28 protein-coding genes are annotated in these 26,241 nt (G+C 54.8%); 12 read left to right on the top strand and 16 right to left on the bottom strand.

Features of this window, described 5'->3' with window-relative positions; genetic code table 11:
- Positions 1–40: 40 nt before the first annotated feature.
- From ACYOR7_RS04835 to ACYOR7_RS04815, 5 genes are read left to right on the top strand one after another with little or no spacing between them, the layout of a single operon-like run.
- On the top strand, positions 41–1,090 hold the full coding sequence (locus ACYOR7_RS04835; RefSeq protein ID WP_479913271.1) for a DNA primase: 1,050 nt from the start codon (positions 41–43) through the stop codon (positions 1,088–1,090).
- Positions 1,087–2,244 carry a DNA primase small subunit domain-containing protein gene (locus ACYOR7_RS04830; protein ID WP_479913270.1) on the top strand — a complete coding sequence of 386 codons (1,158 nt, stop codon included), beginning with the start codon at positions 1,087–1,089 and terminating at the stop codon, positions 2,242–2,244. The genes ACYOR7_RS04835 and ACYOR7_RS04830 overlap by 4 nt, the downstream gene beginning before the upstream one ends.
- Before the next feature lie 36 nt (positions 2,245–2,280).
- Positions 2,281–5,208, top strand: a complete 2,928-nt coding sequence (locus ACYOR7_RS04825; protein ID WP_479913269.1) for a UPF0182 family protein — start codon at positions 2,281–2,283, stop codon at positions 5,206–5,208.
- A gap of 5 nt (positions 5,209–5,213) precedes the next feature.
- Positions 5,214–5,765, top strand: a complete 552-nt coding sequence (locus tag ACYOR7_RS04820) for a type 1 glutamine amidotransferase (protein ID WP_479913268.1) — start codon at positions 5,214–5,216, stop codon at positions 5,763–5,765.
- 42 nt (positions 5,766–5,807) lie between these two features.
- Positions 5,808–6,758 carry a tetratricopeptide repeat protein gene (locus tag ACYOR7_RS04815; protein ID WP_479913267.1) on the top strand — a complete coding sequence of 317 codons (951 nt, stop codon included), beginning with the start codon at positions 5,808–5,810 and terminating at the stop codon, positions 6,756–6,758.
- Here the strand turns inward: ACYOR7_RS04815 and ACYOR7_RS04810 are convergent.
- Both ACYOR7_RS04810 and ACYOR7_RS04805 read right to left on the bottom strand, forming a co-directional pair.
- On the bottom strand, positions 6,755–7,093 hold the full coding sequence (locus ACYOR7_RS04810) for a putative quinol monooxygenase (RefSeq protein ID WP_479913266.1): 339 nt from the start codon (positions 7,091–7,093) through the stop codon (positions 6,755–6,757). The genes ACYOR7_RS04815 and ACYOR7_RS04810 overlap by 4 nt on opposite strands.
- Positions 7,094–7,098: 5 nt before the next feature.
- Complete coding sequence (locus tag ACYOR7_RS04805) at positions 7,099–8,259, bottom strand: aldo/keto reductase (protein WP_479913265.1); 1,161 nt, start codon at positions 8,257–8,259, stop codon at positions 7,099–7,101.
- 84 nt (positions 8,260–8,343) lie between these two features.
- Here ACYOR7_RS04805 and ACYOR7_RS04800 point away from each other — a divergent pair, with 84 nt between their 5' ends.
- Together ACYOR7_RS04800 and ACYOR7_RS04795 are read left to right on the top strand one after the other, a co-directional pair.
- Positions 8,344–9,108 carry a hypothetical protein gene (locus tag ACYOR7_RS04800; RefSeq protein ID WP_479913264.1) on the top strand — a complete coding sequence of 255 codons (765 nt, stop codon included), beginning with the start codon at positions 8,344–8,346 and terminating at the stop codon, positions 9,106–9,108.
- Complete coding sequence (locus ACYOR7_RS04795; RefSeq protein WP_479913263.1) at positions 9,086–9,358, top strand: winged helix-turn-helix domain-containing protein; 273 nt, start codon at positions 9,086–9,088, stop codon at positions 9,356–9,358. The genes ACYOR7_RS04800 and ACYOR7_RS04795 overlap by 23 nt, the downstream gene beginning before the upstream one ends.
- Here ACYOR7_RS04795 and ACYOR7_RS04790 read toward each other — a convergent pair.
- Positions 9,355–10,233, bottom strand: a complete 879-nt coding sequence (locus ACYOR7_RS04790) for a UbiA family prenyltransferase (RefSeq protein WP_479913262.1) — start codon at positions 10,231–10,233, stop codon at positions 9,355–9,357. The genes ACYOR7_RS04795 and ACYOR7_RS04790 overlap by 4 nt on opposite strands.
- Before the next feature lie 83 nt (positions 10,234–10,316).
- Between ACYOR7_RS04790 and ACYOR7_RS04785 the strand changes: the two genes are divergently transcribed.
- Positions 10,317–10,556: an Lrp/AsnC ligand binding domain-containing protein gene (locus ACYOR7_RS04785; RefSeq protein ID WP_294806034.1), complete on the top strand. Its 240-nt coding sequence runs from the start codon at positions 10,317–10,319 to the stop codon at positions 10,554–10,556.
- 131 nt (positions 10,557–10,687) lie between these two features.
- Here ACYOR7_RS04785 and ACYOR7_RS04780 read toward each other — a convergent pair whose 3' ends face one another.
- The 3 genes from ACYOR7_RS04780 to ACYOR7_RS04770 form a co-directional block, all read right to left on the bottom strand.
- Positions 10,688–11,089 (bottom strand): DUF2203 family protein, encoded by a 402-nt coding sequence (locus ACYOR7_RS04780; protein ID WP_479913261.1) that lies wholly within the window; start codon positions 11,087–11,089, stop codon positions 10,688–10,690.
- Positions 11,090–11,156: 67 nt separating this feature from the next.
- Positions 11,157–12,431, bottom strand: a complete 1,275-nt coding sequence (locus tag ACYOR7_RS04775; protein ID WP_479913260.1) for a cation:proton antiporter — start codon at positions 12,429–12,431, stop codon at positions 11,157–11,159.
- A 43-nt stretch (positions 12,432–12,474) separates the two neighbouring features.
- Entirely contained in the window at positions 12,475–15,108 is a 2,634-nt protein-coding gene (locus ACYOR7_RS04770) for an amylo-alpha-1,6-glucosidase (RefSeq protein WP_294806039.1), read from the bottom strand.
- A 98-nt stretch (positions 15,109–15,206) separates the two neighbouring features.
- Between ACYOR7_RS04770 and mpgS the strand changes: the two genes are divergently transcribed.
- Together mpgS and ACYOR7_RS04760 are read left to right on the top strand one after the other, a co-directional pair.
- Positions 15,207–16,415 (top strand): mannosyl-3-phosphoglycerate synthase, encoded by a 1,209-nt coding sequence (gene mpgS, locus ACYOR7_RS04765; RefSeq protein WP_294806040.1) that lies wholly within the window; start codon positions 15,207–15,209, stop codon positions 16,413–16,415.
- A gap of 63 nt (positions 16,416–16,478) precedes the next feature.
- The gene (locus tag ACYOR7_RS04760) at positions 16,479–16,658 is read left to right on the top strand and encodes a hypothetical protein (RefSeq protein ID WP_479913259.1); all 180 of its coding nucleotides are present in this window, start codon (positions 16,479–16,481) and stop codon (positions 16,656–16,658) included.
- A gap of 9 nt (positions 16,659–16,667) precedes the next feature.
- On the opposite strand, the gene ACYOR7_RS04755 is transcribed toward ACYOR7_RS04760, so the two are convergent.
- A complete protein-coding gene (locus ACYOR7_RS04755) occupies positions 16,668–17,222 on the bottom strand; it encodes a hypothetical protein (RefSeq protein ID WP_294805689.1) in 555 nt (184 codons plus the stop codon).
- A gap of 161 nt (positions 17,223–17,383) precedes the next feature.
- On the opposite strand from ACYOR7_RS04755, the gene ACYOR7_RS04750 reads away from it, so the two are divergent.
- Positions 17,384–18,715 (top strand): glycerate kinase type-2 family protein, encoded by a 1,332-nt coding sequence (locus tag ACYOR7_RS04750; protein WP_479913258.1) that lies wholly within the window; start codon positions 17,384–17,386, stop codon positions 18,713–18,715.
- On the opposite strand, the gene ACYOR7_RS04745 is transcribed toward ACYOR7_RS04750, so the two are convergent.
- From ACYOR7_RS04745 to ACYOR7_RS04725, 5 genes are read right to left on the bottom strand one after another with little or no spacing between them, the layout of a single operon-like run.
- Entirely contained in the window at positions 18,709–19,734 is a 1,026-nt protein-coding gene (locus ACYOR7_RS04745) for a biotin--[acetyl-CoA-carboxylase] ligase (RefSeq protein WP_479913257.1), read from the bottom strand. The two genes, ACYOR7_RS04750 and ACYOR7_RS04745, sit on opposite strands and share 7 nt — an antisense overlap.
- Before the next feature lie 2 nt (positions 19,735–19,736).
- Positions 19,737–19,970 (bottom strand): hypothetical protein, encoded by a 234-nt coding sequence (locus tag ACYOR7_RS04740; RefSeq protein ID WP_294805692.1) that lies wholly within the window; start codon positions 19,968–19,970, stop codon positions 19,737–19,739.
- Positions 19,967–21,178, bottom strand: a complete 1,212-nt coding sequence (locus tag ACYOR7_RS04735; protein ID WP_294805693.1) for a redox-regulated ATPase YchF — start codon at positions 21,176–21,178, stop codon at positions 19,967–19,969. The genes ACYOR7_RS04740 and ACYOR7_RS04735 overlap by 4 nt, the downstream gene beginning before the upstream one ends.
- A gap of 43 nt (positions 21,179–21,221) precedes the next feature.
- Entirely contained in the window at positions 21,222–21,365 is a 144-nt protein-coding gene (locus ACYOR7_RS04730; protein ID WP_294805694.1) for a hypothetical protein, read from the bottom strand.
- Positions 21,366–21,402: 37 nt separating this feature from the next.
- The gene (locus tag ACYOR7_RS04725; RefSeq protein WP_294805695.1) at positions 21,403–21,783 is read right to left on the bottom strand and encodes a hypothetical protein; all 381 of its coding nucleotides are present in this window, start codon (positions 21,781–21,783) and stop codon (positions 21,403–21,405) included.
- Between the two features lie 293 nt (positions 21,784–22,076).
- Between ACYOR7_RS04725 and ACYOR7_RS04720 the strand changes: the two genes are divergently transcribed.
- The gene (locus ACYOR7_RS04720) at positions 22,077–22,304 is read left to right on the top strand and encodes a hypothetical protein (RefSeq protein ID WP_294805696.1); all 228 of its coding nucleotides are present in this window, start codon (positions 22,077–22,079) and stop codon (positions 22,302–22,304) included.
- Between the two features lie 89 nt (positions 22,305–22,393).
- On the opposite strand, the gene ACYOR7_RS04715 is transcribed toward ACYOR7_RS04720, so the two are convergent.
- From ACYOR7_RS04715 to purF, 4 genes are all read right to left on the bottom strand, one after another.
- Entirely contained in the window at positions 22,394–23,761 is a 1,368-nt protein-coding gene (locus tag ACYOR7_RS04715; RefSeq protein ID WP_479913256.1) for a hypothetical protein, read from the bottom strand.
- 168 nt (positions 23,762–23,929) lie between these two features.
- The gene (locus tag ACYOR7_RS04710; protein ID WP_294805698.1) at positions 23,930–24,349 is read right to left on the bottom strand and encodes a CoA-binding protein; all 420 of its coding nucleotides are present in this window, start codon (positions 24,347–24,349) and stop codon (positions 23,930–23,932) included.
- Between the two features lie 34 nt (positions 24,350–24,383).
- On the bottom strand, positions 24,384–24,755 hold the full coding sequence (locus tag ACYOR7_RS04705) for a hypothetical protein (protein ID WP_294805699.1): 372 nt from the start codon (positions 24,753–24,755) through the stop codon (positions 24,384–24,386).
- Positions 24,756–24,803: 48 nt separating this feature from the next.
- Positions 24,804–26,240, bottom strand: coding sequence for an amidophosphoribosyltransferase (purF, locus tag ACYOR7_RS04700; RefSeq protein ID WP_294805700.1), 1,437 nt, complete (start codon positions 26,238–26,240; stop codon positions 24,804–24,806).
- Between the last annotated feature and the right edge of the window lies 1 nt (position 26,241).

Raw genomic sequence — 26,241 nt, 5'->3', positions numbered from 1 at the left:
CCGGTGCGCCGGCTAGTAAAGTTATTGCGATGTCGTTTTATTGCAGTTCCGCAAACAGCTAGCCGTAATAGAGTTGTCCATCAAGATGGGCACTGGCGATCTTGCCAAGTACCCCTTTCTTAACGAGGCAGGTGAGTACCTGCGCCAGTCAGGGTTTGGCTGGGACGAGCTTGACAGGCCAGACGCCAAGGACATAATCGACAGGGCCGCAGAGCGGGTTAGGACGGCAGCGGCAGGAAACGTCTATGAAAAGCTGGAGCGGTACGAGACAGAGATCCTGACCTTTATAGTCACTCTGATAATGGTAAAGTCGGTTGGCCTAGAGCACGTACTGAGGAAATACGCCCTTGCCGAAGCAAGGCGCGCAGAAAAGTTCCTGACTGAGGACTTGAAGAGGCAGAGCGACGCGCAAAAGCGCGCACTATTTTCCAAGATATTTGAGGACCTTTTCAAGCTGAAAATAGACGTGACAAGAGACGGCAGGCTCTTTCAGGTCAGAGTCACCGATTACTTGACGCGCTCGTCGCACTTTCACGAACAAGAGTGGAAGATGATAAACAGGCTGGTGCAGGACGGCCAGGTGTTCCTCGACGCCGACGAGACCGTGAGGCTGGTGCGAAACGAGCTGGCAGTCCTCATAACCGGCAGGGTGAGGGCCATGAACCTGCCGGCGCTCCCGCAGTCTGTGAGGCAAAAAGTCGACGAATTGAGGGAAGAGCTTGCCCCGCGCTACGAGTACAGGGCTGTCGCAGTGACCGACTACCCTCCGTGCGTCAAGCACGCGCTGGAGGTTATGGGCAGGGGCGAAAACCTGCCACACTCTGCCCGGCTCATGCTTGCGACGTACATGCTTGCGATAGCCAAGCCGATAGACGAGATAGTAGAGATGTTCAAAAACGCGCCGGATTTCAATGAGCGCATAACCCGCTATCAGGTAGAACACCTCGCAGGGACAAAGGGCAGCAGGACAAAATACTCGGTGCCGTCGTGCGAAAAGCTGCGTACTGAGAACCTGTGCTTTGCGACGGCTGACTGCAACGGCATAATCAACCCAATGCAGTTTGGCAGAAAGAGGAGGAAACAACAATGAGCAAAGCGGCAGACGCGGTAAGGGCCGCTTTCCGTGAATACTACTTCAAGCAGGCTAGGATGATAGAGCCGCCCGGCGACATTGAAAAGCGCGAGTTTGGCTACATGCAGTTTGGGGGCCACGGCATGGTGCGCCACCTCTCGTTCAAGAGCACGGGCGAGCTGATAGCCACGCTCATCACGCAGGTCCCGTCGGACGTCTATTGCTCAAACGCGCTCTACAGATTTCCCACGCTTTCGATGCAGGAAAAGCAGTGGCTCGGGGCCGACCTGATATTTGACATTGACGGCAAGGACCTGCATCTTCCCTGCGTGCCGTTGCACTCGTACCCAGTTTGCGCAAACTGTGGAAACGTTTCATCTCCCCTTTCATCAGACAAAGACAACGAATACGCATGCGGCGCATGTGGCAACAAAAAGGCGGAGCACATCGTCATCCCGTGCGCCAAGTGCATTGACGGATCAAAAAAGGAGGCAAGACGCCTTATCGAGTTTCTGACCGGCGACCTTGGCATCGACCGGCAGAATATCCACACCTACTTTTCAGGGAACAACGGCTTTCACTTCCACGTACATGACGACGCGTACAGGCCGCTTGACTCGCAGGCGCGTTCTGACCTTGTGGGATACCTTGCAGGCGTCGGTCTCCTCGCAGAAAGCGTCGGCGTGCGCAAGCCGCCCGGGGGCGGCGACCTTGCCTTTGTCAAGTTCCCAAGGAGCGGCCTTGGCTCTGGGTGGCGAAAAAAAGTCGCCGACAAACTAAAGATAGACACGACTTCGACTTTGCGGCTGACAAACATTGTCAAGGAAAAAGGCGGATACGCGGGATTCAAGGCAGAGCTTGACGCGATGACCCGCGAGATGGGCGTGAGGATAGACCCTCAGGTCACGACCGACGTCCACCGCGTCTTTCGTATGCCTGGAACGCTCAACAGCAAGAGCGGCCTTGCAAAGGTGAGAGTCGGCGACTTGGAGTCGTTTGACCCGTTTACCGACGCCTGCCTGCTTGGCGATTCCAAGTTGAAGGTAAGGCTAAAGGCGCACGCCAAGGTCCGGCTAAAGGGCGAGAACTACAACATATCAAAGGAAACGGCCGAGCTCCCGGCTTACGCTGCCGCGTATTTTATCTGCAAGGGCCTTGCAGAAGCGACCTGACATGTTATAAGACCCGAGCGCGTACGTCAGAATTGCTTGTGGGATACGTACAGTGGTGAAGACAAGGCACCCCGCGCCGACCTCGGCAGGCTCGTAAAATGGGGCATCCTTGCAGCGATGGGCATCGTGATATTTGCAGTCGCAAGCAATCAGGCAGTCAACCTGCTCCTCAACTTGTCAGAATTTGGGAACACATATTCAAAGACGCTCTACTACTCTATCGTATCAGGGCTGGCGCTTGCCGCAATAGCGCTTGTCCGCGTAAACGCCGCAAGCAGGCATTCCATGGTCTGGTACGCAGTCAGCCTAATAGTCAGGTTCGTCAAGAGAAACGACTTTGAGGCGCAGTCAAAGCCGGCGGGTCGCTACTCGGACTTTCACATGAGCCCGCTCAGCTTTGGGCTGTGGCAGGCGACAAAGGTAGTGGTGCTTGCCCCGCTCTTTGCCAACATCGGCTTTGGCATGGCAATCGCGTACATGGCGGAAGGAAACGATGTCGGCGTTTCAAGCATCGGCTCCATCTTCTCCATCCCGTTTGCCACCGTGCCGGCAGACGGCGCTTTTGCGCAGGAAAACGTCGTCCCGGCGATACCCGCCCTTGCGCTCTTGATGCCGGCGCTCCTGAGTGCCGTCGGCATACGCCTGCTTCTCTACGTGGGAGTGTCAGGCGCAGTCAACGTCGTGTCGCAGTACATGCTCGATGCGGCAGAGCACAAGCCCAAGTTCCTCTCGTACATATCCACAGTAGAGGTAATCGTGGGCGCGGCGATATTCTGGGCCGGCTTTACTTTGTTTTTCAGCTCCGGAATTGACTTTAACACGAAATACCTGATAGCCGGCGCCCTTGCGCTTGGCGCAGCTCTCATGTTTTACGGGTTCATGGATAAAAGGCGCGCCCGGGTCATCATCTACCCGCAAAAAAGGCACGTCTACCTGCGCCTGATGACAGTCGTCGCAGTCGTTGCAATCGTCGGCTCGATAGTAGCGGTGAACACTAGCATAGCGGAGGCGAAAAAGGTAGAGTGGCGCGGTCCGTACATAGCGCAGGAAATAGCAGTCAACCGCAACATGGCAGAGCTTGACAAGGTGAGCGTAGTGAACTATGATGTCAAGCCGCCCTCTGTCGCGCCGGCGAATATACCGCAGATGGTAAACGCAAACCGCGACACTTTGAACAACATACGGCTGTGGGACAAAGATGCGGCAAGTCAGAAACTAAAGCCTGAGCTTGGCCAGAGAAACGACATCGCCTTTGCAGACACGGACATGCTGCGCTTTTCCGGCACGATGTACTGGACGGGAGCGACCACCCCGAAACTGCCAGACACGGTCGCGCAGGGAACTGAATGGTTCAACCAGCACCTGGTGTACACGCACGCAAACCCCGGCTTCAAGATGCTAGAAGCAGACACAGGAAGTGTCGTCAACGAAGACAAGTTCTTCCCGCAAAAGCGCATCTACTACGGCGAAAGCGGCGACGAGGGTCTGTTCTCCCGCAGCTGGGCCGCATATCCCGATGGGAGGACTTCAAGCGACGAAATATCCCAGTTCTTTTACAACGGCACCGGAGGCATCGACGTGGCGCCTCCGCTTAGCTGGATGTTTGAGCCTAACTTTATGCTGTCGTACCCAGACACTCCGATCCACATCATGAGGTACAAGGACATACACGACAGGATGGACCTGCTGTACCCGTATTTCGTGTACGACTTTGCGTTCAGCAACGACAGCAATGCGGCCGCACCAGTCTTCCAGAAAGTAGGAGTATTGCCCGTAACCGACGGCAAGAACACGTACTGGCTGATGCCGCTAATAGCAGCGCTCGACACGTCGCACGTACCTTGGGGCTCGCCGTTCATGCTAAAACTGGTAGGCTACTCGCTGATAGACGCGTACAACGGCAGCGTGCAAGTGATAGTGACTGGAAACGACAAGTTTTCAGACATGTTCTACGACCAGTACAAGAGCCTCGGCGCGACGCGGCAAGTCCCGCAGTGGCTCGACAAGCAGATCCGCTACCCAGAGGAGATGTTCATCTGGAAGATAGCCAAATTCAACCGCTACCACGTCGCCGACCCCAAGACGTTCATCGAGGCAAGGCAGTTCTACGACATACCAAAGGACGGCTCAAAGGACATACCGCCCTACTATATCACGACCAAGCCGCAGGGCTTTGAAAGCGCCCAGTTCGTGGGTTTCCAGTCGCTTGAACTGAGCGGCTCTGCCACAAAGAACCTCGTCGGCTACATGATTGTCGAAAACGACATGCCTGCGCTTGGCAAGATGACGTTCTATTCCGTCCCGCTCGACTCGGCGACGAAACTCATAGGACCTTCGGCCGCCCGCGAGGCGCTTGAAAAGGACAAAGAGTACAAGAACGTCAAGACGCTCTTGCAGGGAAATCCGAGGGTAGGCGAGAACATACTGTACAGAATAGGCGATCAGGAGGTGTATTTCATACCCGTGTACACCGCAAACACCCCGGGAGGAGTAGTGTCGCAGATAGGCACCATTGCCGCAGTCGGAGCGTCCGTCACGGGCACGTTCAACGTCGGGCTCGGAGACAACCCCGTGCAGGCGTTTGAGAACTATTTGCTAAAGGCCGCAGGCCAGCAGACTACCGACGTCACGCCCAGTCAGGGCACTGGAGGCACGCCGGCGCCGGCCCTGGATGTGCAGGACAGAATCGCCGCTGTAGAGCGGGTCTTTTCAGACGCGGGCCTGCAGGTGATAAAGCCTACTGCCATTTCCGCGCCGCTAGAATTCCAAGAAGCAGGGGCCGCATACAAGGCCGACACCGACTTTAAACTAGCGCAGGACGCGATAGCCAAGTTCGTGCAGGCAAACCCACCGGACAACGGCAGAGTGTACGAGTGGCAGAATGGAAACAACGTGAACTTTGGCGTGCTCAAGGTCTCCGGCGGGATTGTCGAGAACCACTACATTGCAATCGAGGTAAGTTGATGATTTTGCCGACGCTAGTGGTCGACAACCTTTCGCCATTCACGCCGGACATACTTGCGTGCCTTGACAGGCTCGGCGCAGAACGCGTCTATAGGAAATACTCTGAGGTGACTCGGGACGACCTTGAAAAATGCGACCGGGTCATCCTGTCTGGGAGGCGCAAAAACGACCAGGCAGTGAACGCTGCAAACTCGCGAATAGTCAGGTACTGCCACGACAGGGATGTTCCGCTGCTTGGCATCTGCTACGGAGCAGAGATAATCGCCTTGACTCTCGGTGGCTCGATACGCAGGATGTCCTCGCATTTGCACGGGCAGATAGACGTTGTTACATCGCCTAGCCCGCTCGTCCCAGAAAAAAACACGATATCGGTGTACGAAAGCCACGGCTTTTGCATAGCCAGACTGCCGGAGGGCTTTGTGCGCCTCGCAGGGTCCAAGTACTGCGATCACGAGATTTTTGCGCACGGCACTAAAAAGATCTACGGCACGCAGTTCCACCCGGAAAAGAGCGGGCCCGACGGCCTCGACCTCCTTGAGAAATTCGCAAGAATGTAGAATGATTTATTTGCCCTGCAAGGGTTGGCACAAGGCAGTAGTTTGGAGTCTTCGCAGCCAGAACATTTCATTTCGCTTCCGCTTGTGAGCAAGAGCGAGGAAAGCCCGCGGCTTCCCCTTGCCGTCAACGTAGTCGCAAAATACTGGGGCGAGGACCTGATAGGAGCAGAGTCCCAGGAGCAGGCATCGTCAGCAAGGGGCACCGTCATGATAGACGGAATCGAGCTTGCAGAAAGGCGCGGGCTTGCCTGCTACATTTTCAAGGGCTCACTCAAGGACGTCAAGAAAAGAATCGACCAGGGCATACCGCCGATAGTGGTGATGCCTGGCATCCACGATATTGCCCAGCACGCGACAGTAGTTTCGGGGTACGACCTTGACGAGCGGAGAATCCTGACATACGTGCCAGAGCCGGACACGATAGGCGCAATACCAGAGCCAAAGTTCGAGCAGGACTGGGAGCAGGATGACATGACAGAGATTATCCTTATTCCTGCAGACATGAAGGGTCTCTTTAAAAATGAGGACCTGAAATTTGCAGAGTCCAACAGGGCGTGTTTTGAGGCAGAGAGGCTCAGGCAGCAGGGCAAGGCCGAAAAGGCAGTGGAAAAACTGCGGCAGGCAGCCGAGGCAGAACCGGAAAACGCGCAGGCTTGGTCGCAGCTTGCAGGCATCTATAACGAGCAGGGCTCAGAGCAGGCGGTGCCGTGCTACGAGCGCGCCGTCAAGGCCAACCCGCGCTACTACCTTGCGTACAGGGGCCTTGGCAACTATTACCTGAAAAAGAAGGACTACTCCCTTGCAGAGGCATATTATACAAAAGCAATCAACATCAATCCCGCCCGCTACGGCCCAATATACAAGAACAGGGCGGTGGCAAGGATGCAGAACGGCAACAACGCCGGCGCAAAGGAAGACCTGACAAGATACATAGAGCAGACGCCGGGCGCCCTTGATGCAGAGAGCATCAAAGAGGCAATTGCGCAACTCTAGGAAAGGACTTCCCGGTAGACATCTATCCTAGGCGGCTCCTCTATCAGGTGCTCGATTCTTTTGTGAAGCGACTGGATGTAGGGCATCTGCAAGTGCTCCTCCAGCGCCTTTCTGTTAATCCACACCTCGTCAAACACCAGGTAGTGCGGGTCGTCTTCGTGCGCGTGAAGGACATAGGCAATGTTTCCCTGCTCTTTTCTCGTCGGCTCGACAAGCGACAATAGGATACGCTGCAATTCAGAAGAGCTCCCACGCTTGGCCCTGAAAAACGCAAGCACCCTTACAGACTCGGGCGTCCGCAAAACGAATTTCTCAACGTCCGTGGTATCGGTCAACTCTTTCACCCAGACATCGATCTGTTGACAAGCGTGTCGACGGCCTGCGCAAACTCGTCCTTTGTCAGAGGCGGAATGTGGGCGACCTTTAGGTTCTCCTGCACGTGCTCGGGGTTTTTCTGGCCCAAGAGCGGCGCAACGACTGCCGGGCTTGAGCGCATCACCTGCACGAGTTTTGCCACCTTGTTGCTGTCCGTGACTCCTGCATAGTCTGGTATCTGGGCGCGCAGTAGCCTGCCCTGAAACAGAGGCGCGCTGGTGAACACGCCGATTCCAAGTTTTCCGGCAGCTTCAAGTATCGTCATCATCGTGTCTGTTCCCACCTGCTGGTTCTTTAGCAGGAGCGCCTCGCTGTAGGCAAGGTTATACGGTAGCTGGATGAACCTAAAGCCGTGGCTGTTTTCTCCGCCGACTTGGCGCGCTATATTGACTGCGTCTTCAAGTGAAAAGTGCTCCATTTCGCCCTTTGGAACCCTGAAACACGTCCAAGTGGCCATGCCGTAGTAGCGCAGCTTGTTTTCCTTGCGGTACTTTTCGTACAGCTCGAAGACCTTGGCAAGCATCTCTGCAAACGTCTTTCTGTCGACGTCTTCGTGCCAGCTCTCAAACGCGTTGTGAATGTATACAAGGTCGATGGTCGAAAGGTGCATGTTTGCAAGCGACTTGTCTATGCACCTTGCGAGGTAGTTCGGGTTCATCACGTTGTAGCCGGAGCTGATGTCATCTGCGCTCATGACGCCGGTGGCTATGTACATCCTATGCAGGTATTCCATCACGTCGACGTTTGCAAAGTCGCCGTCGTTTGTGATGTAGCCGTTTTTTGTGGATATGAAAATCTGGTCACGCGATATTTTGCCCTCGCTTGCAAGGCGCAGGAGCGCCCGGCCGATGCTTTTCTCCGACTTCATGGCACGGTAGTTTATCGCGGTATCGATGACGTTTATCGCACCCGAAGCGACAGAATCGTGCACAGCGTTTTCAACAGCAATATCGTCCTCCTTTGTCAGGCCGCCGAGGTACGTGCCCATTCCGATGCTTGACAGGTGCAGGCCAGAAAACTCGCGGAAATGCGCTGCCGGCAGGCCCTTTGATACGCCATAGTTTGCGTATTTTTTCGTCCCTTCCGGCGTGGCGTGACCTTCTATAACCTTAAAGTCAGACGACACGCACTTGTTTCTCATTGCGGCAATAATAAATGTGCTCCCTTCAGGGGAGCAACCCTTATCTTCGCAATCGAGCTAATACAAAACGTGGCGCTGGACCCAAATGTGCTGAACCCGTACGTGCTTTTGGACCCGGCAGTCTCGCCGGTCGCCATCGCCGTATTCACTGCCGCATCCATTGCGCTTTCGCTCGTCATATCTCGATACTTTTTCCGCTCGTACAGGTTTGCAGGGTTTGGGTACCTGCTCGGCCTGCCGGCGGGATTCGTGTTTCTCGCTGCATCGTTTGCGTTTGAGCAGGCAGGCTTTGCCTACAGCGCAGATCCTATCCTGTACCCTGCGTTTTTCTGGCTGCAGCTGGCGCTCCAGTCGGAAGCCCTTGCGCTCATTGCCATTTCGTACTACTTCAAGAACGCCGGCGAACAGGGTAGCCACCACAGGTTCGGCATAAAGGACGCAGGCATGATACTGCTCCCGCTTGTCATGGTTGCGGTGCCGTTTCTGCTCCCAACATCAGAGATTGCAAGCAAGCCCTACTTTAACTACGCCAAGCTTGCGGATTTCAGCCTCTACATGCGCGTGTTCAACATGGCCGTGCTTGCGTACATATTCACAAACACCGTGTCGTCTCTTGTAAAGTCCGGCATGGCCAAGATGCTGTACGTGCCTGCCGCGTTTGCGCTCCTGTGGCTAGAGCAGTATTCGCTGGTGATGGCGTATTTTGACAACAGCGTCTTTGCGTTTTCCGGCTCGATAATCGCAAGGATAGGGGGGCTTGCGCTCTTTGCTTATGTCATGCACAGCGCGACTTCAAGGAGGAGGATGGAGATTGAGGCAAGAAAAGCGGCATAAGTTGCAACTGTTCTACGAGATCCTCTGCGCCATCGAGGACGACGTGGCGCACAACGAGGTCGCTAGGCCGACCCACGTGCAGCACTCGACGCGGCTTTCGTACGACAAGATGATGAACCATTTTTCCGAACTTGAGGAAAAGGGCATGATCCACAGAGTGAGCGGCCTAGTCGCGATCACTGCAAAGGGGAAAAAATTCGTCGAGCAGTACGACGAATTGACGCGGCTCATAGAAAGCGCCGGCCTCTAGAACAAGAGGCTGACTGCAAGCACAAAGCCGGTTATGCGAGAGTACGTCACGGCAGAAGACATGGCCGGCACGAACTCTTGCGCGCTAGCAGGGTTTTTCCTAATTGCAGCAATTGCCTTGACTGCAAACGGCAATGACACGAAACTTGCAAGGGAACAGACCTTTGTAAACCCAAGGAAAATGCCTGCGACTATCAGGGCATACGCCGCTATTATGAAAAACGGAAATGCAGAGGCCGCCTTTTTCTTGCCCATCAGTATGACAAGTGTCCTTCTTCCCTTTGACCTGTCGGCGTCGTGGTCTGGAAAAGAGTTGACGAAAAGGACAGTCGCCGACAAGAGGCCGGCAATCACGCCGACAAAAATCGCGGCGGGGTCGATTAGTGCAGTCTGCACAAAGAACGTGCCCAGCACTATCATGGCGCCCTTTATCGCCACGAACAGCTCGCCAAGGCCCGAGTTGACAATTGAAGTCGAGTAAAAGTAAATGGCAACAACCGCAAAGCCGAGTATGACTGCGATTGTCACGCCGCGTATTGCGACAAAATACGCGCCGACTGCGCCCCCCAACACAAGGAACATTATGCCGGCAGCATAGACCGCCTTTGGGGCGAGTATGTTTTCAGGTAGCACGCCGGTGCCGCCGGAGAATTTCGTCCTAGTCGTCGCCGAGTCGATTCCGCGCTTGTGGTCCCAGTAGTCGTTGAGTAGGTCGACGCTTGCGTGCAGGCACACGACGCCGGCGTACGTCAGGCCGGCGTACAGCGGGTTTATGGTCCCAAACTTCCAATAGGCAATCGCAAGGCCGTTTGACACGGCAATGACCGACGCAAGCAGGAACCTGATGCGTATGGCCCGAAGCCAGCTGGAAAGCAATGTTAACTACAGGTTAGAGCGGACGCGGCGCCTTCTATGTCTTTTGAAAAGGTTCATTAATGATAGTCTTGCAAGCATTTCCGATGGCAGAGGCATACATTCTCATCAATTGCGAACTTGGTTCTGAAGACAACGTTATCAAGGAACTGAAGGCAATATCGGGCGTCTCGGAAGTAAAGGGCGTCTTTGGGGTCTATGACATTATCGCCAGAGTGAACGCGTCCAACGACGAAGAGCTGAAAAAGGCCGTCAGCAAGATCCGCGGTCACCACGGCATCAAGTCGAGCCTCACCATGATGGTAATAGAAGGGCAGGGCAATTAGGCAGGCAGCACTTCCTCCCCCCACCGTGCTCTACTTCTTTTAAACACGTTTCAATAAGCATCTGTTGCCTGTAGAACGTTGCCAACTCTTTTCCCAATCCCCCGATTGGAGTTCTACAGGCTACCCCCGATTTATGGCTCTATTACGCCGGTAGTTTCAAGCGGCTTGCGGCCCATGAACCCTTCGTCCTTGCCGTGCCAGAATTTTATCTCGTCTTCGCCGGCCTTCCAGCAGAGCCATACTTCTTCGTCAAAGCGCTTTGAAGGAAAGTCGAGCAGCCCCTCGTCCACGCTCTTTAGCATCACGCCTGTCGCCTCCAGCGCCTCGATGGCCTTGTAGAGGTTCGTGACGGCGGTGTTCAGCTCCTGCTTTTTTTTCATAAAACGCTCAAAATCGCTGCCCGAATCGACTATTACCTGGAGCTCTTGCTGCAGAACCATCACCCGGTTTTTCTGCACGACGATGCCAGAGAACATGCGCTTTACTTCCGGCAATGCCTTGTTAGCCGTCTGGGGCGTATAGAGCGTAAACATCTCTCTCTCGTGTTTGAGAGCAGCCAGCATTAATTTATGCCTAGCGCAGTCGTCAGCAGCAGAGCAGTCAGACGCCGTACGTGGCGTGGCTGCCGTCGCCGTCGCCTTCGACCTTGACAGATGCCGCGTCCTTTTCCTTTGCCCTTGCGACAAACGGCTTGGCGGTGATGGGTGCCATTATCGTAGTCGCAAAGCCTATGGCGATTGCCACGGAAAACAAAGTAATGTCAATGATGCCAGCGGCAAAGCCTATAGAGGCTATAACGAGTTCCACCATGCCCCTGCCGTTCATCAGAAAGCCGATTGCGATGCTCGTATCTTTTGGGAACCGCACGAGCCTCGCGCCAATGTAGCTCCCGCCTATCTTGGCGGCGACTGCCACTGCAAGGAGCGCCAGAAAGAGAGGTATCGCGTTTGCAAGCGACTTTAGGTTGATGTCGATGCCGATGATTGCAAAAAAGATGGGTGCAAAAAACCCAAATGTGATGGCAGAAATGATGCCGTACACCCTGTCAAAGTTCTGCCTGCCAATTATCTCCTTGTAGATGATGAGGCCGGAAAAGAATGTGCCTATTACAAAGTGCAGGCCGATGTCCTGCGCGATGAGAGACACTGCTATCGTGGTTATTAAGAGTATGCCAAACGCCGCCTCCTTTGTCTGCAGCTTTTTAAAGTAGGGCTCAACTCGGGCAGGAAGCCAGTGGCTGGTTCCGCGTAAAAGCAGGTCGAACAGGAATATCCCCGCAAGGAACGCGGCTATCTTTGCTCCCGACCACGCAATGGCCCCGATGTCTATGGCCTGCTGTCCTGCTGCCGACGCGCCTTCGGCGCTTATCTGAAGGACGATAGAGAGCACGACAAGCGACAGTATGTCGTTTACGACCGCCGCGGTTATCACGATGTTGCCAAGCCTGCTTCTCAGTATGCCAAACTGCATCAGGACTATGGCGCTCACAGGCACCGCGGTTATTGAAAGCAAGAGGCCCATAAAGAGCGACTGGGCAAGTCCGAGGCCAAACGCCTGTGCCACTACGGTTCCTGACACGAGTGGTATGAAAAACGCGATGAGAGAGATGACTATTGCGTACTTGCCTGCCTTTCTTATCTCCTTTGGGTCCATCTCCAGCCCGGCAAGCAGCATCAGGAAAAACACTGCCAAGTCGGATAGGACGTCAAGGCTTGGGCCGTGCTGCACTATTCCAAGGACGGAGGGCCCTATCAGCACGCCGGCAAGAATCTCTCCTATGAGCGGCGGCTGCTTTATGCGCTGGAACAACTCTCCAAGCACCCTCGCCGCTACGAGTATGACTATTACGCTGACAAAGAGCTCTTCCGCGGCCACGGCTTTTTCTTTTCCGCGCTAGGGTGAGATAACTCTTCTGGACTCACATTACGCTGTAATTGCTGCTCTGCACCTGCGGTTTTTTGGGCAGGCTGTTGCCAAAATCCACCGACAGTTTCTCGTTTTCAACGTCGACTGTCACGGAAAACCTGTGTGGCTTGCCTTCTGAATAAAGCGCGCTAGAAAACTCCATCTTGCCGGAGCCAGCCTTTAGCGAGTCGGGAATCTGCGGGTTGATGCTGACCGTGTTGGAAATCGCATCGACCTTCATGCCAAGTGCCATGTCGAGAAACGCCCTGACGTACATGCCGGCGGACCAAGCCTGCAGTATGCACGAGTTGAACGGCTCCGGCCTGTCGCCCCTGTACGTCTCGGCAAACATGCCGTTTTCCTCAAGTATCCTGTCGGCCATTATCCGGACGTAGCGGTGCGCCTGCTCCCTGCGTTCGAGGAGCAGTTCAGAAAGCGCCATCCACCCTGTCACAAGGGGCCACACCGCGCCGTCGTGGTAGAGCGTGGGCTGGTACTTCAGGTCTATGCTTGAAAGCGTCCTGACGCCCCACGGGGTGGTGATGTCGTCCTTTTCAAGCCTTTCCACTACCAGCCTTGCCCTCTCTTCCTCCGCCACGCCGGCAAGGACAAGCACCAGCGCGTTTGGCCTTATGCTTGCGTCCTTGGTCCAGTCCTTTCTTATCGTGTCAAAGTAAAAGCCGGCGTCCGGCCTCCAGTACTCCTCGTTTATCTTTGCCTTTAGTTCTGCCGCCCTTTTTGACCACCTCCCCTCGCTTTCATAGTCGCCGGCAAGACGCGCAAGGTCGCTTCCCACCACGAGGCTCTCGTAAAAGAGTCCCTGCACGTCGTTTGCGCTCTTGCGCCTGTCGATGTGGTCCATCCAGGTAGAGTCCTGTATGGGAAGCTTCATGGCGGTGCCGGAAAAGCCGTGCTCGACAAAGCCGTCGTGGTCGAGGTCCTTGTGCAGGCCCCAGTCGACAAGGTCTACTATTTGCCTCCAGCGCCTCTTCAGGTACGCAAGGTCGCCGGTGGCAAGCACGTACTCCCGGATGGCCCAGGGAAAGAGGAAGGTTGAGTCGGCCGAGCCGTAGGTGGTAGAGTGCAGAAAAGCCTTGCCGCTAATTATCATTGGAAGCTCGCCCCTCGTGACTCCCGGCACGTTTCTTGCTTGGTGTGAGAGAAAGTTGTCGATTGCAGCCCTGGCAAAGGAATGGTCGCCGATTGCAAGGTATCCCCGGAGCGACCAGCCGGTGTCCCGGGCCCAGTAGTTTGGAAAGCGCGGCAGGCCGGCACATATGCCCTCGCCGAGCCCGTCGTACTCTCCCTTTAGATACTGCAGCGACGCCTTGGCCTTCTCGTATGCGCCCAAAAGGCGCGCCATGTCGCTTGCCTGTTTTTGCCCGGACTGCCTTGAAACCACCACGGTAGACGACGCATAGTCCCGGAATGATTGTTCAGTTTCCTGCAATAGCTCTTGGTAGTGGTGGCGCATATGCAAGAATTCAGCTAGTGAACTCCTTGCACTTGTAAAGCTGCCTGTACCTACAAGTGCGACCTGTATCGGTTCCTTGTCGCCGACCTCGACATCATAGGATAATTCAATGTCGTTGTCAAACGAGTTGACGAGTCTGTTACACGGCGCAAGCCTTTTTGGCGCTATGCCGATCGTGCCAAAGTACTGCGCCGCCTTCTGATGAGCCGTCCTGATGTGCAGGCACTGATTCTTGGCGTCAAAGCGAGTGACATTGCTCTGTGAGACTGCCGCAAGTCCGTAGCTTGTGATGTTGCCGTCGATGATGAAGTGGATTCGCAGCTTGCGCTTTTTGTGACTGCCGTTTGAAAGGTTGCTGCCGCTGCTCATGCGCATCTCCATTGCAATGACAAAGCCCCTGCTTTCCGGCGGCACGAACAGCTTGCGCTGGACCTCGAGGCCACCCATCTCGTGCCGGGTGGTAAGCACGCCGTTTTCGTGCCTTGACCACACCACAAAGTTGGGCAGGCGCTTTCTCACGCCGTCATCCATGCTTATCTCGACTATTACCCTGCCAAAGACGCGGGCGGGAGGGACGTATAGCCCGCCGTTGTCGTACTTTACTCCCATCCATTCCCAGGGGGCCGAAAGCGAGCCGTTTGACGAGCAGAGTATGTACGCCCTCTTGCCAGAAAGCGCAAGCGGCGTAGAAAAATTGCGAAAGACCGAGTCAGAGACTGCTACAAGGTCGACCGACAAGTCCGACGGGAGCACTATTCGCTCTTTCTGCCGGCCAGCAGTGTCGGAAAAAGTGAACGGGATGGCTATTAATTCAAACCCTTCCATCTTGCTCACGAGTGTTATCCTGTGCCTGCCCCTGCCGAGCCACGAGTCGTTTATCACTAGGAACCTCGCGCTCTGAAACGGCTTGAACGCAAGTGGCCGGCTGTCTGAAAGCGACGAGGCGTTGACTATGCTTTCCTGCGTCGCCACGTACACGGTCTTTTTCTGCACCGGCAGGTCGTCGACAAAGACGTCAAGCGACACGACGTTTCCTCCAAGGGGCACAGGTGGGTTCAGGAGGGAAAACGAGAACGCCTTGTGTTCCTCGCCCCCGACAACTACGGTTGTGTTCTTTAGACTGCCCTTGACGTAGGAAAGGGACGTATGTATAGAGTCAAGTGCACGCGTCATGCGTCCTTTCTTGAAAGTACGCACGCATATTTGAAACCTTTTCGCGTACTCGGCCGAGATTGCGTAACCATTTTAAACAGTCAAGCCATACGCATGGCATGAAGCTGGACTTTCCCAGATACACAGAGAGGCTCGGGGCCGTGAGCATCCACGGGGTGCAGAGGATCTACGAGCTTGATTCGGGCAAGTCCAAGGGTTTTCTCACGTCCCACCAGACGATAAAGAAATTCGACTACGACGAGATATCCAACATACTCCACGACATGGCAATCGTGGTGCCGGTGAAAGACGAGAAGTTGAAACTGCTCGAAGGTGTCCTTTCGGGCATACCAAACGAGTGCCTGGTGATAATAACATCAAACAGCCCGAGAACCCCAGTCGACAGGTTCACGATGGAGGCCGAGACCGTGAGGCAGCTGGGCCGGTTCATGGACAAGCGCATAGTCGTCGTGTACCAGCGCGACCCGGCGCTTGGCGACATTTTCAAAAAGCTCGGCTATGACTCTATCCTTGCCCCCGACGGGAACGTGAGGAGCGGCAAGGCCGAGGGCATGGTCATCGGCATGTTGATCGCCAAGATGTACCAGAAGGACTATGTCGGCTTTATCGACAGCGACAACTATGTGCCCGGCGCCGTCAACGAGTACGTAAAGATATTTGCGGCAGGCTTTGGCATGGCGGCCACGCCATACAGCAACATCCGCGTCTCGTGGGTCTTCAAGCCCAAGGTGCGCAACAACTCGCTCCAATTCTCAAAGTGGGGCCGCGTGTCTGAAGTCACAAACAAGAACCTCAACTCGATGCTCTCTGGGATCACGGGCTTTGAGACTGAGGTGATAAAGACGGGCAATTCCGGCGAGCACGCGCTTTCGATGCCGCTTGCAGAGTCTCTCCACTACTCCAGTGGATATTCTATAGAGCCCTACGAGTTTGTCGACATTTTTGAAAAGTTCGGGGGCCTTTTGCCGTCGAACTACCCAAACGCCATAGAAAAGGGAGTCGAGATATTCCAGATAGAGACGCGCAACCCGCACTTTCACGAGGACAAGGGCAAGACGCACCTCAACGAGATGCTCGAAGCCGCGCTTGCGACAATAGCAGGGAGCAGGATATGCCCGCCTGACCTCAAGGAAGGGCTTGACGACCAGATAGCGCACATGTCCGGCGCAACAAAGGGGCACAAAAAGCCCGACTACCGCAAGAAATTTCCCGTCATGGAGCCAATAAGCACCATCCCCATAGAGGAATTTGCGAAAAACCTGCGAGAAAAGGTCGAGACCTTTTTCAGGTACGGCGGGCTAAAGTAGAGTACCCCTCCCTCTCCCTGCGGTGCTTCACACCTTAAATGCCGCAGATGGTACGACAGCTTTGTGGCAGATATTAAGCTTGAAGAGCTTGAAGAAGTAAAAGAGAAGAAAAGCGTGGCGCTACTTGAACAGGACATTGAATGTCCGCGCTGCCACGACTCGATGGCGCTGTGCTCGGATTTTGACAGCCTGTACTATACCTGCCAAGAGTGCGACTTTACCCTCTACACGATAAAGAGATAAGGACGCGCCTTATCCTTCTGCGATCTTTTCCACAGGCTCGCCTGTCGGCAGCGGCGCGTCCCTGCTGACCTTGTACTTGAACACATCCTTGTAGTCCATTCCAAGGATGATGTTCCTGCCGACTGCGATTATCTTTGACTTGGGGACATCAAAGCGCCAGTCATAGTGGCCCCATATCACCACCTTGTCGTCGGTCTCCCTCATCACGTGGCCGACGTGCTCTTCGTCCTGCGTCCTGACGCCCTTGTTGAACAGCGAACGCGGATACTTGCCTTCGTATGCCGCAAGGTCTATGGGTTCGGGCAGGTCAGTCGCGTGGACATGTTCCCGGTCAGTCGGCAAAGGTTCGTTTCTGCTCACTTTGTAGTTCTTTACAATTTCGTAGAACGGAAGATCCACAAGCACGTTGGCCGCCGCAAAGCGGATCTTGTCCTTTGGAATATCATACCTGTCGTCGCCTTCTCCAAATACCACCACCTTGTCGGCCGTTTCTCTCACTACGTGACCAATGTGCGGGGCGTCCAGTGCCTTTACGCCCTTGTTGAAATATTTACCTGATGCCATTTTCTATTCACCATAGATCTCGTTTTCCAGCTATTTTTGTTTGATAGAAAAAGTGTCTATATCTAGGGCACGGACTTGATTTTTTTACTATAGCGCCTCCTTTGTCATCATCAACAAAGAAGAAATAGCAAAGGTCCGTTGTTCATACTCATATACACAAATTGATAAAAAACCGCGCTGACCTTGAAAGGGTGCACGGCAGGGGTGCAAGGATTGCGCTTGGCGCAGTCGAGGCCGCCATAAAAAGCGTCGAGCCGGGCGCTCTTGTAAGACGCGCAGTCAAGACAAACAAGAGCTCGATAACGTTTTCCGACATTTACGGCAGGTCGTTTACGATAAAGGATTTCAAAGACGTCTATGTTGTTGGCGCCGGCAAGGCGGCAGCTCCGATGGCCTTGGCACTGTCAAAGATGTTGAAGGGAAAGATAACTGCAGGCGCGATAAACGTCCCCAGAGGAACGCATGCAGCTGCAATCGACAGTGTTTCTGTCACGTACGCTTCCCACCCTGTCCCCAACGAGCGTGGCGTCAAAGGAGCGGCAAAAATAGCAAGGATGTTAGAGAGAGCGGACAAAGACGACCTTGCGTTGATCCTCATATCCGGCGGCGGCTCGGCGCTCTTGCCGCTTCCTGCAGAGGGCATATCGCTTCTTGACAAGCGACAAGTCACCAAAGACCTGCTTGCGTCCGGCGCGTCCATACATGAAATAAACGCGGTGAGAAAACATCTGTCGGCAGTCAAGGGGGGCCAGCTCGTACGGCGAGCAAGATGCAGGGCGGTATCGCTCGTCTTGTCGGACGTAGTCGGCGACGACCTTGCAGTCATTGCGTCCGGCCCCACGTTCCCAGACCCGACTACGTACTCTGACGCGCTAGAGATAGTCAAAAGATACAGGGTTGGAAACGCCAAGATAGCAAGGCACCTTGCAAAAGGAGCGGCCGGCGAGATTGCAGAGACGCCCAAGCCGGGCGACCCCCTGTTTCGCCGCATCAGAAATGTCCTGATAGGAAACAATCGCGTCGCCTGCGAAGGCGCCGCCAGGTACCTTGCCCGGCACGTGCAGACAGTCGAGAGCCTCGGGTCGGAATTTGGCGGAGAAGCGCAGGACTTTGGCAGGTTCATAGCAAAGGTCGCGTCTGGAAGGCCCGGCCCGTTTGCGCTGGTCGCAGGCGGGGAGACGACCGTGAAGCTTGGAAATGCGGCCGGCAGGGGCGGGAGAAACCAGGAAGCGGCCCTTGCCTGCGCCCTTGCGCTCAAAAACCAAAAAGGCATAACGGCGGCGTTTGTAGGGACCGACGGAATAGACGGCAATTCCGACGCTGCCGGTGCTATAATTTCAGACAAGTCCAAGATAGATACGGCTGATGCGCGCAGGCACCTGCGCGGCCACGACAGCTATAGCGCGCTGAAAAAGATGGAATCCCTCGTGTTCACGGGCTATACAGGCACTAACGCAAACGACATTGCAATAGCGCTGAGGCTCGCTCAATAGCTGATGTGGACGTCGCCGGATACCACGTTTACGTCGCCGGATTTGGCCTTTACCAATAGCGAGCCGTCATCGTTGACGTCGGCTGCTATGCCGTCGCTTGTCCTGCCCTGCTGCTGCAGCACGACTGATACTTTCCTGCCGAGCATGTCAGAGCGCCGGCGCCACTCCGCGACTATTTTTTCCGGCCCGCTGCTTTCTTCTAGCACGTTGTAAAACCGCTCCAGATTTTCAAGAAGCAATCCTGTCAGTTCAAGGCGGTTGACGTCGTGACCGCCAAGTTCTTCTCTTAACGAGGTTATGGCGGGCCTGCCCTCCCTGTCGATATTCATCCGCGACGTGTCTACGTTTGCGTTTATCCCTATCCCGATGACTGCATAGTTTACGGTCTCTGCCTCGGCGCTCAGGTCAAGCAGAATGCCAGCGGCCTTTTTGCCCTTTACCATCACGTCGTTTGGCCACTTCAAGGTTGCCGGAAGGCCGGTAGCCTGGCGCACCGCGTCGCACACGGCAAGAGCCGCCACAAATGGGAGTATCGTACTTGCGGCAGTAGGTATCGACGGCTTTAGAACCACAGACACCCAGATTCCGCCCCGCGGCGAGAGCCATTTTCTCTTTATGCGGCCCCGGCCGCTGCTCTGCTGCTCCGCAATTACTACCGCGCCGTGGGCGTCTTCTTTGTTCTTTTCTGCAAGCAAAATGGCGATGCTCTGGGTAGAGTCGGCGCTGTCACGGTAGACAATCCTGCCCTTTCCCACAAACGACGTCTTTAAAACCTTGCCCAGCTCCCACGGCACAGGGTGTGTCGTTCCGCCGGCAAGCCTGTAGCCTTTGCCGTGCACGGATTCAATCGAATAGCCGCACTGGCGCAGCTTGCGCACGTGCTTCCACACGGCGCTTCTTGATATTCTGGCACTTTTCGCAAGCGACTGGCCGGAGGCAAAACCCGGCGACTTTTTCAACAGTTCGAGGAATTCTTGCAGCCGTCTATAGTCCTGCTGCTGCCTGGTACGGGCCGTCATTGTCACCGGTTCCACTTGTAGTAGACGGTCCCGCCCCTACAGGTGGCGTACACGTCTGACTTTGACTCTTTCATAGAGCTTGCGACTTCAAGCTCTGCGAGAAGCTTTTCCACCTCAGAGTCGCTCTGGCTTTCAGAAAGCAGGTTCAGTATCTCCTCTCGGGAGTACATCCTTTCGGGATGCTTTTTCAGCATCTCTAGAATTTCTTGCTGCAACGCTTGTTTGGACTTGGTCATTTCTTTTTCTTTGCCGACACTATTGAAAGCACGTCTCGGTCTTTAAGGTGGTAGTTGGTTGGCAGGTGCAGGCCGTCGCGGGCGTCAAGCGCGTACAGCAGGCCCTTTGCCAGCTCGCTGTGTATTTCCCTTGCAAGGTCCTCCACCGTCGAGCCGGAGCGCATCAGGTAGACATCCGGGAGCACGTTTCCGTGCTTGTCGGACATCTTCTTGGCGTCGGCTACGGGGTAGACTGCGTTCATCTTTAGCAGCTTGAACACAGCGACGTTCATCGCAAACTGGACGCCGGTCCTCATGTATTCGCCCAGGATGTCTTTACGGATAAAGTTGAGTGCCCACTTTTGCTTGTCGTTCAGTGGTGTCTGCTCGTTTATCTCAAAGCGCTCGTCGCCCGGTATGTACCTGATGAGCCCGCGGCTCTGGGCGCGCCTAAGTGTTAGTTCCGCATCCGCGCTTGACGGAACCACTATCATGTCCTTGTACTCTTCGCGTAGCCGGCGGAAATTGTCAGTTGCAGTCGGCAGGTCGACTTTGTTTGCCACTATCAGGGTCGGCTTTGATATGTCTCTCAGGCTCCAGCAAAAGTCCTTGCTCTGCTGCGGCCCATAGTCGTCCAGAGGCACGCTGGCAAGGTTGTTCTGCGCAAGGGCCATCTGCACGTGGTCTTCCCTCACGCCGATTCCGCGAAACACCTCCGTTATGGCCGCGACCGGCTCTATCCCAGAGTCGATGTTGCGCGATATCTTGTCGCGGTTTGCCTCGAACAGCTTTAGATACCACATCACGAGCTCTTCTTCAATGTCGCCCACGTCTGCCACCGGGTCGCCGGAGCCCGGCTCGGCTATCCTGCCCGACGCGTCGATGCTGCCGGACGCGTCAACGATATGCAAGAGCGCATCGGACTGTGCGGCTATCGACAGGAACTGGTTGCCGAGGCCCTTTCCCTCCCATGCGCCCTTGATGAGCCCGGGAAGGTCCACGAGTTCAATAGGGATAAAGCGCCAGCCGTCTATGCAGCGCGAGTTTTTCGGGTTGTCCTGCACGCCAAACTCTTTGTGGACGCACACGGTGATTGCGTGCGCGTTGCCGATGTTTGCCTGCTTGGTCGTGAACGGGTAGTTCGATATTTCGGCCGACGCAAGCGTGGCAGAATTAAAGAACGTCGTCTTGCCCGTGTTGGTCTTGCCTATCAGGCCGATTTTGATCATATTATGCTCTAGCCTCCCCCTGTTATTATTTATATACTCTGGATCAGTGCAGCATGTGGTGGCACGTCATGCCGAGATAGCCGACGAGGCCGACAAAGCCGCCGAGCATTGACAGGTGGACGGCAAACAAGTAGTTGTGTGTTGTTTTCTTTTCCTGGACGCGTTTTGTCGTCGGGACTTGCGCCATATGAGATATATTGACGCATAACATGCGGATAAAGTTTCTAGTCATCATGCCGGTGCATGTCGCCGGCGCGGGAAAGTGCCATCCTTATCTCGTCGAGGCGCCAGCCTATCTCGCTCACGTTGTCCTGCGACAGATCCGAGTCCCATTTTTCAAGCAGTATCTTTGAGACCTCCGTGGCGTGGTACAGCATCCCCCAGTACGGGTGGTGCTCGGCGGTGGTGTACGCAAGTTCCAGTATCTCTGCAAGGCCGGCAGACGCTCTTTTCAGCGCGTCGGATTTTTCTGTATAGACCTTGACTATTCCGGCGTCCCGGTCTATGCCGATCTTTGTCATTATGCCGTCCTTTTCAAGGTCGGAAAGCGCGGACTTTACTCTCTCTGCCACCTGCGAAACGTTCCGGTCTGGCTCCTCGGACATTACGGATCAGCAGGCATGATGATTATATTATTATTCTTGCAAGCCTCTCTGTTGCATAAGGCTGTTTTCGAGCGTGCATAAATGCATAATTTGAGCACGGCTGCGCATAATTGTGCATTGCAGCTTGCAAGATCGACATTGCTTAGCTTGCCATGCACACCCAGTCGCGCCTTAAAAGAAATATAACCAAAGCCAAATGCATTTTACGAATGAATTAGCGATAACAGAGTTACTGGAACCAATTTACCAAGTGCTTAATTATTTCGCACAGCATTATAGAGCAGTGAATTGGAGTGTCTGACACTATAATAAACTGGGAATCGATAATTCACAAGAATGCGAGGACAAGCGACCGCGGGGACGCCGGCAACGTAATTGAAGTAGAGGAAGACACGATAACCCTTGAGAGAGGACCAACGGCAGAATATGTGATCCCCAAGTCAAAGGTCGAGGGGTTTAATGGCGCGGAAGTTGCCTTGGACATTTCCCTCAAAGAACTCGGACAATACAAGAGAAAGTAAAGGTGCGTAGCCAGAGATTCTGTGGCTGGCGTACACAGAACCTTGCCATCCAGTTAATGGAGAAATTCTTGGCAATAGGAGTAATAATCCTACCGCCTGCAATTGCGTCGGGTCAAAAGTATTGCAGCAACAAAGGACAGCGCCATGATTGTTCCGGCGACAGGTCCGAATTCTGGCACCACCACGATGCCCCGGGCAATGCCGTTTCTGGCAGTGTCAGGGGTCTGGCCGTCCCTCATCAGTGCCTTGACATTCACCTCGACGTGGTACGTTTCGTTTCTTGGAAACGTCACGGTCTGGTTGCCGGTCCCGCCTTTTGCCAGAAGGTCAGACTTTTCGTACACGACGCCTCCTTTTGCATCCAGAATTTTCAGGTCGTACCTGACGTTGTCGTTGATTCTGTTGCCGGACAGCCCGTCAAAAAAAGCCATTGCAAGCGTCGATTCGGAATTGGCGCCCAGCTGCGCAGGAGTCCAGCTTGCAGAGACGAGTATGTTACCCGTGTCCGTTGTCATTTCGCCGCTGGTTTCCTCTACGGGATTTTCATCCGGCGACAGCGTAAAGTCCATCACGGTTTTTCCGGAAGGCGCCCTGCCGGCAATGGAGAGTATGTCGTTCTTGTTCAAAAGGTAGTGCAGGATGAGCGCATCGTTTGACGAGTACGGGTCTATGGAAATCTTGCTTTTTGATATCGGCGAGCCGTTTACCGTCCCTGCAAAAGACCCGGTGTCGATAAAGTCGTGGAACGACTTGGGGATTTTGATCTCTTCGTGCACAAAGATGTTCTGCTGGTTTATGCGGGTCGTGTTGTAATCAAAAGGCATGGCCCACGAGACAGCCTTGGCAGAAGTGTCGAATTTGAAATCCCGGATCTTGTCATAATACGAAACGAGGGTCACGTTGTAGGGCTGGCCGTTGAAAGCCAGGTTCTCGTGAAAAACGTCGCCGACGCTCAGCCAGGAATCAAACGTGGGCTCGGTGCCGGAAACAAAGAGGTACTTGTCGTTGTCTATTCCGGTGATCACCACATGGAAATGGTACATGCCACCCTCAAGCAAGAGCGGCCCTCTGATGCTCATGACGCCAGAAGGGTCGGCAATCCACGTCTCCGGTATCGATGGGTCCTGATCCCCATAGACCGTGACCTGCTGGTCGTTGTTGGGCTGGACCTTTATGGTCAAAAGCCCGCTATGGGAATGGAACTGGTCCAGAAGCAGCGTCTTGTCGTCCTTTGTAACGGTCAAGAGGTAGCTGGTGTGGGTTATTGTCTGGTTTGTGTTCAGGTCGAAAAAGCGAAAGCGCATGAACGTGTCCTGCGTAGACTCGCTGGTAAGGACGGGCGGATTGACCTGTACAAAAAGGGCAGGTTTGCGGTCTCCAAGTGACGCGCCTGGTATTATCTCGGTGCTGAAACCGTCGGCAAACGCCCTGCCGATAAAAGGCTGTTTTGTTTCCAAATCGGCACTGATTACAATAGATAGAGCGATTAACGCAAGCAAAAGGACGGATTTCCCTACTGTTCCGAAGGAAAACGTCACAGGGTTGTTTCCAAGAATGACTATTTAAGTGTGATCCGGACTTTAGTTACGGTACTATGACTGCGAACAATAGCAGATAGGATAGTATCAGTCGCCAAAGAGCCTCTGGTGCTCTTCTAGCATGCAGCGGTTGAACACCACCTTGATGCCCTTTTCTCTGGCAAGTTTTTCGGCCTGCTCGTTGTAGATTCCTAGCTGCATCCACACCACCTTGATGCCGGCTTTTTTCACGGCATCCATCACCACCGGAAGCACGTCGTCTGACGGCCTGAAAACGTCGACGATGTCTATCTGGTCTGGGACGCTAGAGACGTTCGGGTACGACTTTCTGCCCATTATCTCTGGCGCAGTCGGGTTCACGGGCATCACATTGTAGCCCTGCTCAATCAGGTATCTCGGGACATAGTTTGCCGGCTTGCCGTCGGTCTTGGACATGCCCACCACCGCGATGTTTTTCAGCTTGTAGAATTCCCGGATTTCAGAGTCAGAGAACGAGTCCGTGTTCACAATGTGATTTCGGATGATTGTTATTTAAACGCAATCAGGAGCCTATCATCCCTGGCAGTTTTATCGGCGCGCGGTACGGTTGCACTATCTTGATGTCAGGGTCAGCAGTCACCGTCACGCTAGACAGCTGCGCCCCATCCGGCGGCGACACCGTGGTCTTGTGCCCCGGCTCCATAGTGCCAACAACATCTGTCGCGTTGCCGCCATAGTTGACCACGACGTTTGTGAGCGGCATCCTGCCCGTGTTTGAAAGGACCACGCGGGCGTTGGTAAAAAGCGTCTGTTCGTCCTTCAGCGCGTCGACGCTGAGAGAATAGTCCTTGGTGGGCACCTGCGACAGGTACATGGCCAGCACTGCGGCGACAATGATGCCGCCTGCGATTGCGGCCACAAAGGCGATCCGCACAAGAGGTGATCCGCGACCGCAAATATAAGGGCGATCGTTAATCGCTCATCATTCGCCCTTTATCTGGGCGCGCGTCTTAAAGACGGGCTTTATGCCAAGGGGCGCATAGTTGCCTGTCGAGCACGTAAAGCACAGCTCTTCTTCTGGCATCCCGATTGCGCTTGCAAGGTTTGCAGTGTCGTTGTACGCGACATAGTCTGCGCCGATAACCCTTGCGACCTTGCCTGCAACCTTTTCGTTCGCCTGCTCCTCCGCGCCATGCTGGTACGCTATCAGCTCTTCCTGCGACGGAAAGTCGATTCCGGCATAGCACGGGTAGCGTATGGGCGGGTACGTGACTACCAGGCTAATCCTCCTTGCGCCTGCACTGCGCAGCGTGCTAATTATCGAGGCAGAGCTTGTCCCTCTCACAATGCTGTCGTCTACGACGACCACGTGCTTGCCCTCTATTACCTCGCGTATCGGGATTATGCCCTTGTTTATCTCGACCCTGTCGTTCTGGTACGGCTCGATGAAACTGCGCATCGAGCCCTTCTTGCTGTACCTGTCCTTCAGAAGGCCCTCCTCAAACGGCAGGCCGGACTCTAGCGCGTAGCCGAGCGCCGCGGGCCTCGCTGAATCTGGCACTGGCACGACCACGTCTGCGTCCTGTATCGGGAATTTCTTTGCCAGAAACTGGCCTATCTTTTTCCTTGCAGAATAGACGTTTATCCCCTCCATGATGCTTGAAGGGTGCGCAAAATACGTGTATTCAAAAGCGCAGTGTGCGTGCGGCGTTTCGGTCGCAAACTGCTGCGACTCGACCCCTGCTTTTCCCATCTTGACCAGCTCGCCGGGCTGGACGTCGCGTACGAGCTGCGCCCCGACTGCCGAGAGGGCGCACGATTCCGACGCAACCATGTAAGTGCTAGTCTCCTTGTGGAAGCCAAGGACGAGTGGCCGAAAGCCCCGCGTGTCGCGTGCAGCATACACAGAACCTTCGTCGGTGAGAAACGTAAAGCAGAACGAGCCGACCATTTCGCTTTTCAGGATTGACATCGCCGACGCCATGTCGTCCTTTTCGGCAATGTGCATCACGAGGCGCTGGGCGGCAACCAATGTGTCACTCATGGTCTGCGGGGTAAAGGTGCAGCCGCCCACCATGCCGGACAGTTGCTCGACGTTTGCAATCGTGCCGTTGTGGGCTATGCACAGGTCTTTTACCTTGAGAGGCTGGGCGTTTTCCAGGTTGCTCTTACCAAAGGTGGAGTAGCGCACGTGGCCGATTGCCGCGCTTGACTTGTATTTGCGGACGATATTCTGGAAGTCAGGAGCGGCCTGCGAGACAAGCCCGATCCTCTTGAACGGAGGCTTGTTTGGGACAGCAATGCCCCACGCCTCCTGGCCGCGGTGCTGAAGGGCGCGCAGCATGTCGACGGCAAACGGTATGACGTTGTGTCCGGCAAGCGAAAAGATTCCCACTACGCCACAGTTTTCATGTACCAAT

The sequence above is a fragment of the Candidatus Nitrososphaera sp. 86-2 genome, from assembly GCF_056726185.1.
Note: the sequence above shows the minus strand (reverse complement) of the source record. Positions and strands in the feature narration are given on the sequence as shown.